The organism is Streptomyces sp. NPDC005303, assembly GCF_040607335.1.
Classification (GTDB): domain Bacteria; phylum Actinomycetota; class Actinomycetes; order Streptomycetales; family Streptomycetaceae; genus Streptomyces.
Genome location: NZ_JBEXGM010000009.1, coordinates 223785 through 236233, shown reverse-complemented (window position 1 = coordinate 236233; position 12449 = coordinate 223785). Strand labels below are relative to the sequence as shown.

Here is a 12449-nt window from a genome sequence, read left to right as displayed (position 1 = left end):
TCCAGGTTCAGCCGATGTCGATGGGCGGTTCGTCGACGATGGACAGCTGGGTGATCTCCTCCTCGGAGAGCACGCCGGCGTACACGCGCATGTCGTCGAGCTGTCCCGGAAGGGCGTTGCCCCATGCTCCGGTGTCGTGCCGTCGGGAGCCGCCGACCATGAGCGGGCCGGTGGGCTGGTAGACGTCGGCGACGTAGGCGCCGTTCTCGTCGCCCTGGCGTTCGCCGGTGACGTAGAGCTTGGCCGACTGCGTGACGGAGTCGTACACGCCGACCACGTGGATCCAGTTACCGGGCGGGTTGACCTCATCGGAAACAGTGGTGGCTGCTGGGCCGTTGAGGACGTCGGTGGCGTAGACGCCGAAGTTCCAGTCGCCTACCGTCTCTCCGGCTTCCTGCCGGTACCACAGGCGGAATGCGTTGCGCTGGTTGCCTGGGTGGGAGAAGACGGTGGGTGAATGGGCGACGGTGGTGTCCTCAAGCTTCAACTGCGCGAGATTGGCCCATCCAGCGACTGTGAAGCTGCCGCTGTCGTCCAGTGCCACTGCGGAAGTGGCCCGGCCAAGGACGTCTTCGTTCAGTTCGAGGACATTGCCGTGTCCGGCGTCGTCGGTGGCTTTGAAGGCCGCACCGGATTGGAGCAGCAGCTGATTGCTCCGGCCTGAGGCGTCAGCACCGGTGGTGCCGGAGGTCTCGTCCATGTTCCAGTGCGCGAGCAGCTCCGCCTGGGTCTTGCCGGTCGTGGGGTCTTCCAGGTTGACCAGGGCTGCCAGCTCGTCGGGGTAGACGACGCGCTTGTACGCCTGGACCTGGTCGATCTGGCCGGTGAAGTAGCTGGAGGGGCCGCCTGCGCCCTTGAACCGGCCGACTTCGAACGGCCCGGAGCTTGCCCAGGGGGTGGTGAAGGCCGTCTCCTGCTGCAGCTCGCCGTTCACGTACAGGCGGAGCTGTTGGTGCTGACGGTCGTAGACACCCAGCAGATGAGTCCAGGCGCCGACCACGCCGGGCTTGGTGGAGGTGGCCCGGACGATGGTGGGGCTGGTGGTGTCGGAGTCGGCGGCGTACCGGTTGAAGACCCATCGGTCGAGGGACTCGGAGTAGTACAGCTGGAAGGCGCCTACCTTGGAGCCGTTCTGGTTGGCGACCGTACTGATCTTGTCGCGGGTGCCGAGGTTGGCCCACGCAGCGACGGAGAAGCTTCCTGCGGTGTCCAGGACGGATCCACTGGTGGCGGCGTAGCTGCTGGTGCCGTTGGTTTTGAGGCCCTTGCCTTGACGGGCGTAGTTCGTCCAGGTGGCGTCGGTGAGTGTCAGGGGGTGGGCGGTGCCCTGTGCGTTGGCGACGACGGTGCCGTTGCCCTCGTCGAAATTCCACACGCCCACCGGCGCCGCGGGCTTGGCCACGTTGAACAGGTAGTCGCGGGTTTCGCCCGGGTTGCCCGCGGCGTCGAAGGTCTGCACGCGCAGGGTGTTGGTCAGCCGCTTGTCCGGGGTCACCGACACCTTGTGGGTGGCAGTGTTCGCGCTGTAGGTCTTGTCCTCGATCTTCACGCCATTGAGCCAGGTCACATAGCGCCGAACGTCAGCGGCGCCTGCGGCGATGGTGAATGTGCCCGTCATGCCGACGCTGCCGGTCTCCGGCGACGTGGTGCAGGTGGTGCCGGCGCACTCCGGATAGACGTTGTCGTCGGAGGTGATGACGGGCTTCGGCGGGCCGGTGTTGTCGACCTTGAAATAGCAGGACGCCGACCAAGGGCCGTACAGGTAACCGGTGGTTCCGTCATAGGTGTACTTGTACTCGGTACGGGCCCGGAAGTGATACGTGGTGCCGGACGTCAGGGTGGCCGTCGGGACTGTTCCTGCTGTGCCGCTGGCGGTGTAGGCGGAGGGCTTCAGCGAGGTCGGTGTGGTGCTGCTCCCTGCGTACAGTTCGAAGTTCGGGCGCAGCACGGCGTTGGAACCGTCCGCGGAGGTCGGGGTGGCCGTCAACCGCGGAGTGGTGTCGCGGATGACCGCTGGGCCGGACGACGACGAACATGCCACGTTCGGATCGGACATCTTCACAGTCGACGGAGCGCTCGTCGGTGGCGTCACATAGGTGATCGACAGGATCGGCTTGCGCTCAGAAGTGGTCGCTGAATCCTTGGGCGACATGAACTGCTTCCAGGCAATCGGATCACCCTCGTCCGCCCGCAGCCCCAGCGTGGTTGTCGTCGACTTCGCCTTGGCGGTGTAGGCCACCGCCGACGTGGCGTCGAACTCAACCGTTGCGTCCTTGCAGTCGCTGGAGAACCCGTTGGCCGCGGAAACAGTGTCCACCTTCGCCGACCATGACGGCGCACCCCACTTGGTCGAGGAGTTGATGGGACTGGTGCGCCACAACTCCACGTTCTTCTTGGTGCAGTTCGCGGACCAGATCTCGTACGCCGAGAACTGCGCGTGCAGGATCTTCTTGCCGGACACCGCGCGGGTGTCGAACTGGAAGAGCGAGCGGGCCTTCTTGTTGTCGACGAAAGCGTCGTAGCCCACGCCGAGAGCGTGGCTGGTGTTCCAGAAGGACGTGTCCAGCTCGGTCGACCAGACAGTGGTCCAGCCGGCCAGCTTCGCCTTGACGGTGGGCGGATCGATCACGACGGGGTACGTCGTCTCGGGGTTCTGCAAGAACTCCCGATCGGGAACGATCCTCAGTTCCTCGTTGTCAGCCGAGACATCGGCAACCGACGTACGGGCTTGACTGTCGGGCGTGAGCGCATCGACAGGATCAACCGCAGCGGTAACCTCCGACTCGCTCCTCGCCAGCATCGTGTGCGTGCCGTCCGAGCTGCCGGCATCCCACATCAGCGGCGCACTGCTGATGAAGACCGGATGCCCGCCGGCGTCCACGTAGGAAACCGCGTTGGCGTTGGTACGAGCCTGCAGGCCGTCCACCTTGACGGGGTAACTGATGGACTCCAGGGCAGGGTTGGCGGCGGCCTGCGGGGTGTGTACCACGAGGTTCTGCGAAAAGCCGTCCGCTGTCACCTCCACCACCAAGTCGACATCCGGCAGGACAGACTTGTAGACGGCGTGCGAACCATCCAGCTCGGGCGTCGGGAGAGCCCATGGCGAGAAGACCTGGTAGGTGTGCTGCTTCTCTGTGATCTGGGCCAGCGGTGCTGTACCCCCACCCGAAAGCACCAAGTTCTGAGCCGCCTTGGGCTCCACCGTTCCGTCCGTCTGCCGCACCAGGGTGGTGTCCACGGCTACCCAGCGACCGTCTCTGCGCACCCGTTCGGGCGCCGGAGAAGTCTCCACCGTGAAGGTGCCGTCAGGATTGGCGAAGACCTGTCCGGTCTCCGTGGTAAGCGCTTCGACCTCAGTTCGCCGACCGCTCGCCACCGCCTTCTGTGAAGCCTCTTGTTCCACGGTCTTCGCGGGGAGGCTGTCGTCTTCCCAAAACGCTTTGCCTCGCGCCGCATTGTCCGCCGGGACCGAAGTGGTGCTCTCGCGCCCTTCGGCGTTACGGCCGTCGTCAGCGACCGCAGGCTGCAACAGCCCGCCCAGCACAGCAGACGACGCGGTCAGTCCGACGACGCCAACCGCGAGGCGCCGTCTCAGCCCACGTCTCCCCCCAGTATTCAAAGCTTCTCCCCGTCATTGACCAAGAACCTTCAAGATCAAGGAGGAAATCTAAAGATTGCATCAAGGGTTCGTCTAGGTCTCACCATTCGGATGATCGACAGGCAAATCGGTATCAATGCGGCCGCCATGGTGTGTGACTAACACCACTGCATGGATGAGGTTTCCGGCAAGCACAACGGCAGGGCTCTCATGATCGGGATATCCACCCGATGCCGATTCCTGCAGGCCGGCGTCGGGGTCCCGTTCGTCGGAACCTACGAGAGCTCCTCCGCGAGCTCCGCCAGGACCTCGGCGTGGCACGGTTCGGGCGCACACCAGCAGGCCAGGGCCTTGCCGCGCAGGCCGGGCAGCAGGGCGAGCAGATCCGGCCGCCCCAGCAGATACGTCCGGTACTTCGCCATCACCTCGGCCCGCGTGCCGTCCCGGCGGCGCGCGGGGGTGTCGTAGGCGAAGGGGTTGTACAGCGGGTGCTTCGGCAGGTCCCAGCCGCCCAGGGTCCAGCGGCGGCCGACGTAGACGAGGTCGGCGGGCGCGTGTTCGAGGCGGGGGCCGTACTCGTGGATACGGCCCCTGAGGTTGACCACGCGCGTGTGCACGGCGTCCTCAGTGCTCGTAGGGCAGGAGGTCGGGTCGCTTCGGGGGCAGGCCGTCGCCCGAGGAGCGGCCCGTCAGACGCCGTCCGATCCACGGGAGCAGGTGCTGCCGGGCGAAGCGGGCGTCGGCGATGCGCCGGGCGACCCACCGCGGGGGGACCGTCGCCGGGACCGGCGTACGCCACTCCGTGTCCTCGGGGTCGTAGCCGAGGGTCTGCCACACGGCCTCGGCGACGCGACGGTGGCCCTCGGCCGTCAGGTGCAGCCGGTCCACGTCCCACAGGCGCGGGTCGGAGAGCGAGGGAGCGCCGTACAGGTCGACGACCACCGCTCCGTGCCGGGCGGCGAGCTCGTCGACGACCGTGAACAGCTCCTCCATGCGCGGCCGGAAACGCTCCAGGACCGGGCCCTGACGGCCGGGGCTGCGCATCAGGACGAGCTGCTTGCAGGACGGGGCCAGCCGCTCCACGGCCTCCGTCAGCAGGTCGCGCACCCGGACCATGTCGCACTTGGGCCGCAGGGTGTCGTTGAGCCCGCCCACCAGCGTGATCACGTCCGCCTGCATGGCCGCGGCCACGTCGACCTGCTCGTCGACGATCTGCTGGATCAGCTTGCCGCGCACCGCGAGGTTGGCGTACCGGAAGCCGGGCGTCACGGCGGCCATCCGGCCGGCGAGGAGGTCGGCCCAGCCCCGGTAGGAGCCGTCCGGCAGCAGGTCCGACATGCCCTCGGTGAAGGAGTCGCCGACCGCGACCAGGCTGGAGTAAGTGGGATTCGTCTGCATGGCGGAAGAAATGGTAACCCGCTCACATACTTACCGGTCGGTGGGTTCGAGCACCGTCACACCTGCTGTCCGAACAGCTCCCGCAGCACGTCCTCCATCGTCACCAGCCCCGCCAGCCGCCCGTCCTCGCCGACCACCGCCGCCAGGTGCGTCCGACTGCGCCGCATCGCCGTCAGCACGTCGTCCAGGGGTGTGTTCTCCCGGATCCGTGCGATCGGCCGCATGTCCCGCACCGGGAACGGCAGATCCCGCGGCGAGGCGTCCAGCGCGTCCTTGACGTGGAGGTAGCCGACGATCCGGCGCCCCTCGTCCACCACCGGGAACCGGGAGAACCCGGACTCGCTCGACAGCGCCTCCAGCTGCTCCGGGGTGACGCCCACGCGCGCGTAGACCACGCGCTCAAGGGGCAGCACCACGTCCCTCACCGGCCGTCGGCCCAGCTCCAGCGCGTCGTGCAGCCGCTCCCGGGCACGCTCGTCGATCAGTCCGGCCTCGCCGGAGTCCCGCACGATCCGTGCCAGCTCGGCGTCCGAGAAGCTCGCCGTGACCTCGTCCTTGGTCTCCACGCGCAACAGCCTCAGCAGGGCGTTCGCGAAGGCGTTGACCGCGAAGATCACCGGGCGCAGCCCGCGTGCCAGCGCGACCAGCGGCGGCCCGAGGAGCAGCGCGCTGCGCACCGGTTCCGCGAGCGTGACGTTCTTCGGGACCATCTCGCCGAACAGCATGTGCAGATAGGTCGCCAAGGCCAGCGCGATGACGAAGGACACCGCGTGCCCCGCGCTCTCCGGCACGCCCACCGCGTGGAACACCGGCTCCAGCAGATGCGCGATCGCGGGCTCCGCGACCACGCCCAGGACCAGCGTGCACAGCGTGATCCCGAGCTGCGCGGCGGCCATCAGCGCGGAGACGTGTTCAAGCCCCCACAGCACGCTCTTCGCCCGCCGGTCGCCCTGGTCCGCGTACGGCTCGATCTGACTGCGCCGCACCGAGATCAGCGCGAACTCGCCACCTACGAAGAAGGCGTTCACGACGAGCGTCGCCAGACCGATCAGCAACTGGACGACGGTCATCGCACGGTCCTCTCCGGGAGCAGGGGCTCGGCTTTAGTCATGACCCGGTCCCCTCTCCGGCCGGAGGCGCGTGCAGCAGCACCCGCGCGGCCCTGCGTCCCTGCGCGTCCGTCACGTCGAGCCGCCAGCCGGTCACCTCCACCGAGTCGCCGACGGCCGGAATCCGGCCCAGTTCCGTCGCCAGCAGGCCGGCCAGCGTCTCGTACGGGCCCTCGGGCGCCCGCAGGCCCACGCGTGCGAGCTGGTCGATGCGGGTCGAGCCGTCGGCCCGGAAGAGCTCCCTGCCGTCCTCGTCGGTGCCCGCGGGGGCGAGGTCGGGCGTCTCGTGCGGGTCGTGCTCGTCGCGTACCTCGCCGACGACCTCCTCGACGATGTCCTCCAGCGTGGCCACGCCCGCCGTACCGCCGTACTCGTCGATGACGACCGCCATCGTGCGCTTGCCGGAGAGGCGGTCCAGGAGCCGGTCCACGGTGAGCGACTCGGGCACCAGCAGCGGCTCGCGCAGCAGCTCGGCGACCGAGGCGCGGGGCCGGCGGTCGGCCGGTACCGCCAGGACGTCCTTGATGTGCGCGATGCCGACCACCGAGTCGAGGCTGCCGCGGTAGACGGGGAACCGGGACAGCCCGGTCGCGCGCGTCGCGTTCGCCACGTCCTCGCAGGTCGCCTGGACGTCCAGGGCGATCACCTGCACCCGCGGGGTCATCACGTTCTCCGCGGTCAGGTCCGCGAGGTTGAGCGTGCGGACGAACAGCTCGGCGGTGTCCGCCTCCAGCGCGCCCGCCCGGGCGGAGTGCCGGGCCAGTGCGGCCAGCTCCTGCGGCCCGCGCGCGGAGGCCAGCTCCTCGGCGGGTTCCAGGCCGAAGCGGCGCACCACCCGGTTGGCCGTGTTGTTGAGGTGGGTGATGAAGGGGCGGAAGGCCGCGCTGAACCAGCTCTGCGCGGTGCCCACCCGCTTGGCCATGGCCAACGGCGAGGAGATCGCCCAGTTCTTGGGCACCAGCTCGCCGACCACCATCAGGAACACCGTCGACAGCGCCGTCCCCAGCACCAGCGCCAGCGACCGGGACGTGGACCGCGAGATCCCCAGCGCCTCCAGGGGCCCCGCGATCAGCGCCGCGATCGACGGTTCGGCGAGCATGCCGACCACCAGGTTGGTGACGGTGATCCCGAGCTGCGCCCCGGACAGCTGGAACGTCAGATTCCGCACGGCCTTCAGGGCACCGGACGCACCCCGCTCGCCCCGCTCCGCCGCCCGCTCCAACGAGCCGCGCTCGACCGTGGTCAGCGAGAACTCCGCCGCCACGAAGCCACCGCAGGCCAGCGAGAGCAGGATCGCCACCAGCAGGAGGAGCACTTCGGTCATCGGGTCACCTCCGTCCCATGATCGGACAGGGTCCCCAGGATCGCCCGTCCTACCCGGCGGCGAAGGGCTTCACCCAGCGCCGCCACGTTTCCTCGGGCGCATACCCCGCCGCGCGCCATGCGTGCTGTGCCGTCTCATTGCGCACCAGCACCATCGCGTCCCCGCGCCGCCCGCCGAGCCGGACGAACCGCTCCTCCGCGGCCGTGAGCAGCGCCGAGCCGACGCCCCGCCGCCGGCGGTCCGGGTGCACCGCGAGACGGTACAGATGGCACCGCCAGCCGTCGAAGCCCGCGATCACCGTGCCGACGAGTTCGCCGTCGAGCTCGGCCAGGATCAGCGCCTCGGGGTCGCGGGTGACCAGTCGCTCCACGCCGTCCCGGTCGTCGCTGATGCTCGTCCCCTCGGCGGCCTGCTTCCAGAAGGCCAGCACGGTGTCGAGGTCGTCGGGCGTCGCGGCCCGTATCCGCAGGTCGGTCATACGACGATCCCATCACGCTCGACGGCCCGACACCCGCGGTTCCAGCATCCGGACGGCTACAAGCCGCGCAGCTGAGCCATCACCGGTGCGAACGCCTCCATGGACGCCTCCAGCACCGTCAGATAGGTGAAGCCGTACCGCTCGCGCTGCGCCAGCACCTGCGCGACGATCTCCTCGACCGTGCCGATCAGCATGATGGGCAGGTCCAGCGCCTGCTGCAGGGTCAGGTCCGGCACCCGGTGCAGGAACGGCGTGGCGACGGCCTCGCGGTCGTCGGTGACGACCACCATCTGGATGAGCAGGTTCAGTTCGGCCGGTTCCTTGCGCCCCTCTGCCAGTCGCCGGTAGCGCGCGACCCGCTCGTCGAGTTGCTCGGCGGTGGTCGGGGTCAGCTTGCCGGTCGTGTTGCCCGGCACCAGGGTCGCCCCGGTGAAGGCCGCGATGTCGGCGTGCCCGGCGGCCAGTTCCAGCATCCGGTTGCCTATACCGCCGATCAGCAGGGGCACCCGGGGCCGCTGCACCGGCTGTGGCACATGGTCCGCCGAGGACAGCAGCCGCTCCAACTCCTCGACCGTGTACCGCAGATGGTCCACCCGCTCGCCCGGCGAGCCGAACGGCAGTCCCGCCAGGTCGTGCTCGGACTGCACATAGCCGGTGCCCAGGCCGAGTTCGAGGCGGCCGCCGGTGAGGGCGTCCACCGTGGCCACCTCACGGGCGAGCAGCGTGGGGTTCCAGAAGCCCGCGTTGAGGACGAACGTGCCGAGCCGCGGTCGCTCGGTGACCTGCGCCGCCGCGACCAGCGCGGGAAAGGGCGCGACCTTGCCGAGATGGTCGGGGACCAGGATCACGTCGTAACCGAGTTCCTCGGCCTGTCGGCACTTGGCGCGCCAGTCGGCGTCGGTTGCGGCGGCGGTCAGGTTGACGGCGAAGCGAAACGGGCGGAACTGATCGGGGCGGGGCATGAACTCTCCTCAGCGATAAGCGACTTGAGTTTTCTGCCCCGTGATTGCATCACTCGTGCGCGATCGCCGCCAGTACGTTCATGCGCGATGCACGCAAGGCCGGCAGCAGCGCCGCCACGATGCCCACCACCGCCGAGCCGACGACGACCGCGACGATCGTGCCCCAGGGGATCGCCAGCGCGTTCATGCCCTGGAGCGCCAGCACCTGCTGGGTGCACACCCCCCACACCAGCCCTAGCGCCAGCCCGAGGACCGCCCCGAACACGGCGATCACCACCGACTCCAGCCGGATCATCCGCCGCAACTGACGCCGGGCGAGCCCGATGGCGCGCAGCAGCCCGATCTCCCGGGTGCGCTCCACGACGGACAGGGCGAGCGTGTTGACCACGCCGAGCACCGCGATGACGATCGCGAGCCCGAGCAGCGCGTACACGAGGTAGAGCAGGACGGCGATCTGGTCGTGGACCAGGTCCTTGTAGTCCGCGAGGTCGCGCACCTGGACCTGCGGATACGGATCGAGGGTCTTCTCCAGAGCGGCCCGCAACCGGTCGGCGCCGGTGCCGGAGGCGGCGTTCACGTACAGCGCGGAGTCCTGGCCGCCCGGTGCGAACCGCTCCAGCGTGCCCAGACCGAAGTAGATGCCGCCCTGCGTCCCGAACCCGTCCGCCGAGTCCTGGTCGGTGAGGGCGCCCACGGTCAGGTCGGTGCGGCGCCCGCCCTGGAACTCGACGGGGATCCTGCTGCCCACCTTCACCTCGTGGTCGCGCGCGAAGTCCACGTCCATGGCCAGGTGCCCGGAGGCGAGCGCGGCGGCGGTGTCGCCCTGCGCGTAGGTGATGTGGGCGACCTCGTCGAGCTGCGGGTCGTACCCGGCGGCGGTGGTCTCCACGCGCTTGCCGTCCGGCAGGCGTACGGCGACGGGGGCGAACCTCGACCGTACGACGAGCCCGGCGCCCTCGGTCCTGCGCACCGCGTCGGTGACCTCCTGGGGGAACGGCAGGAAGTTGCCGTTCTGCACGACGAAGTCGGCGCCCAGCGTCTTGTCGATCTGGTCGTCGAAGGACTTGGACATGGAGGCGCTGGCCACGGACATCCCGCCGACCAGGGCGAGGCCGACCATGAGGGCGGCAGCGGTGGCGCCGGTGCGGCGGGGGTTGCGCAGGGCGTTGCGCTGGCTCATCCGCCCGACCGGGCCGAAGAGGACCGGGAAGGCTCCGCCCAGCACCCGGATGACCGGCCGCACCAGCAGCGGGCCCGCGATCACGGTGGCGAGGAGCGTCAGGACGACACCGAGGCCGAGCAAGGAGGCCGCGGACGCCGTCCTCGACGAGGTGACACACCCCAGCAGCGCGGCCGCGCCCGCCGCGCCGACGATCCCGCCCACGATCGCCCGCACGCGCAGCGGCTTTCCGATCCCGGCGATCTCGGCGTCCGAGAGGGCCGCCATGGGGGAGACGCCCGCCGCGCGCCGGGCCGGGAGATAGGCCGCGACGAAGGTGACGCCCACACCGACGACGTACGCCGCCACGGGTGTGCCCCAGCCGATGACCATCTCGCCGGTCTCGATGTTCATGCCGAAGGCGTTCATGAGGGCGATGAGTCCGACGGCGAGCCCGATGCCCGTGCCGAGTCCGACGGTGGAGCCGACCAGGCCGAGCAGGGTGGCCTCGGTGAGCACCGAGCGTCGGACCTGGCGCCGGTCGGCGCCGAGCGCGCGCAGGAGGCCCAGTTCACGGGTGCGTTGGGCGATCAGCATCGAGAAGGTGTTGACGATCAGGAAGATGCCCACCAGGACGGCGATGCCCGCGAAGCCGAGCATGACGTACTTGATGACGTCGAGGAAGCCGCCCAGTTGGTCGATGTCCGACTTCGCCTGCTCGTCGGCGGTCCGGTACTCGTAGGTGCCCGTGCCGAGTGCGGCGGCCACGCGCTGCTTGAGCTGGTCGTTGCTGACGCCCTCGGCGGCGTCGACCGAGATGCTGGTGGCGGCCTTCGAGGAGCCGAGGAGCTTCGTCTGTGCGGTCGGCGGGTCGAGGAACAGCAGGGTGGCACCGGGGTTGGTGGTGGTGAAGGTGGCGATGCCGACGATCCGCACCTTGAACGAGCCGGGCCCCGCGATGACGGTGAGCGGGTCGCCGATGCGCAGGTCCTTGCGGTCGGCGGTCTCCGAGTCGAGCAGGGCCTCGGCCGGGCCGTGCGGGGCGTGGCCGGAGGTGAGCTTCACCGGGCTGCGCGAGGTCGGGTTCCAGTCGGTGCCGATGGTGGGGGCGCCGGTGGTCGAGCCCACCGACTCGTTCTCGGAGTCGGCGACGGTGATGCCGTCGTCCTCGGCGTCGAAGCGCGCGGCACCGACCCCGTCGACCCGGGCGACCCGGTCCGCGAGCGCGGCCGGCAGGGTGACCGTGGTGCCGGACGGGATGGCCTCGCTGAGGTCCTCTTTGGGACTGATCGTGAGGTCGGGCGCGGTCGAGGCGAAGAGCCGGTCGAAGGTGCGGCTCAGGGTGTCGGAGAAGATCAGGCTGCCCGAGACGAACGCGACGGACAGGACCACGGCCAGCGCGGAGAGCAGCAGCCGCCCCTTGTGGGCGAGGAAACTGCGGAGCGTCGCCTTCAGCACGGGGTCATCCCTCGTCGGGGTCGGCGTCGAACTGACCGCGGATCCCGTCGAAGCGCTTCATGCGCTCCAGCACGGCCTCAGCCGTGGGCCGCTCCATACGGTCCACGATCCGCCCGTCCCCGAGGAAGAGCACCAGGTCGGAGTGGGCTGCGGCGCCCGGGTCGTGGGTGACCATGACGACGGTCTGCCCGAGCTGGTCGACGGCCTCGCGCAGGAACCCGAGGACCTCCAGGCCCGCCCGTGAGTCGAGGTTGCCGGTCGGCTCGTCCGCGAAGATCAGCTCGGGCCGGGAGGCGAGCGCGCGGGCGCACGCGACGCGCTGCTGCTGACCACCCGAGAGCTGCGAGGGCCGGTGCTTCAGGCGGTCCCTGAGGCCCAGGGTGTCGATGACCTGGTCCAGCCACTTCTCGTCGGGCTTCTTGCCCGCGATGTCCATGGGCAGGGTGATGTTCTCGGCCGCGTTCAGTGTGGGGATCAGGTTGAACGACTGGAACATGAACCCGATCCGGTCCCGGCGCAGCCGGGTCAGCTCGCGCTCCTTGAGTCCCGTGATCTCGGTGTTGCCGAGCCAGACCTGACCGGCCGAGACGTTGTCGAGGCCCGCCAGGCAGTGCATCAGCGTGGACTTCCCGGAGCCCGAGGGCCCCATGACCGCGGTGAAGCGGCCCCGAGCGATGTCCACGTCCACCGAGTCCAGGGCGAGCACGGCCGTCTCGCCCGAGCCGTACGCCTTGGTCAGACCGCGGGCGCGGGCCGCGATCGCGTCGGCCGGGGCGGTGTCCGGGGCTTCCTCCGCAGCAGTTGCCATGAGGCCGAGGGTAGTGTGATCCGCCCCACACCCGATATCCCCCTTCCGGTCGAGGCGGCCTCCACCCCAGGTTGGGCCCCTGATACCCGTGTAAGGGGCACATGGTGACCCCGGAGGCCCCTCTTGCCAGTGCTAGCACTTCGGCGCTAGCTTCG

General features: G+C 69.5%; 9 protein-coding genes. All 9 read right to left on the bottom strand.

Annotated features, from left to right (window positions below; genetic code table 11):
* Positions 1-7: 7 nt before the first annotated feature.
* Positions 8-3238, bottom strand: coding sequence for a LamG-like jellyroll fold domain-containing protein (locus tag ABZT93_RS16640; RefSeq protein WP_356104755.1), 3231 nt, complete (start codon positions 3236-3238; stop codon positions 8-10).
* A gap of 635 nt (positions 3239-3873) precedes the next feature.
* A complete protein-coding gene (locus ABZT93_RS16635) occupies positions 3874-4215 on the bottom strand; it encodes a DUF4326 domain-containing protein (RefSeq protein WP_356104752.1) in 342 nt (113 codons plus the stop codon).
* A 7-nt stretch (positions 4216-4222) separates the two neighbouring features.
* Entirely contained in the window at positions 4223-4996 is a 774-nt protein-coding gene (locus ABZT93_RS16630; RefSeq protein ID WP_356104749.1) for an SGNH/GDSL hydrolase family protein, read from the bottom strand.
* Positions 4997-5052: 56 nt separating this feature from the next.
* Positions 5053-6066, bottom strand: coding sequence for a hemolysin family protein (locus tag ABZT93_RS16625; protein ID WP_356104747.1), 1014 nt, complete (start codon positions 6064-6066; stop codon positions 5053-5055).
* 37 nt (positions 6067-6103) lie between these two features.
* Positions 6104-7429: a hemolysin family protein gene (locus ABZT93_RS16620; protein WP_356104745.1), complete on the bottom strand. Its 1326-nt coding sequence runs from the start codon at positions 7427-7429 to the stop codon at positions 6104-6106.
* 49 nt (positions 7430-7478) lie between these two features.
* Positions 7479-7907 (bottom strand): GNAT family N-acetyltransferase, encoded by a 429-nt coding sequence (locus tag ABZT93_RS16615; RefSeq protein ID WP_356104742.1) that lies wholly within the window; start codon positions 7905-7907, stop codon positions 7479-7481.
* Positions 7908-7963: 56 nt separating this feature from the next.
* Positions 7964-8869 carry an LLM class F420-dependent oxidoreductase gene (locus ABZT93_RS16610; RefSeq protein ID WP_356104740.1) on the bottom strand — a complete coding sequence of 302 codons (906 nt, stop codon included), beginning with the start codon at positions 8867-8869 and terminating at the stop codon, positions 7964-7966.
* A gap of 49 nt (positions 8870-8918) precedes the next feature.
* Positions 8919-11486, bottom strand: a complete 2568-nt coding sequence (locus ABZT93_RS16605) for an FtsX-like permease family protein (RefSeq protein ID WP_356104738.1) — start codon at positions 11484-11486, stop codon at positions 8919-8921.
* A 4-nt stretch (positions 11487-11490) separates the two neighbouring features.
* Positions 11491-12294 (bottom strand): ABC transporter ATP-binding protein, encoded by an 804-nt coding sequence (locus tag ABZT93_RS16600; protein WP_356104735.1) that lies wholly within the window; start codon positions 12292-12294, stop codon positions 11491-11493.
* Positions 12295-12449: the final 155 nt, after the last annotated feature.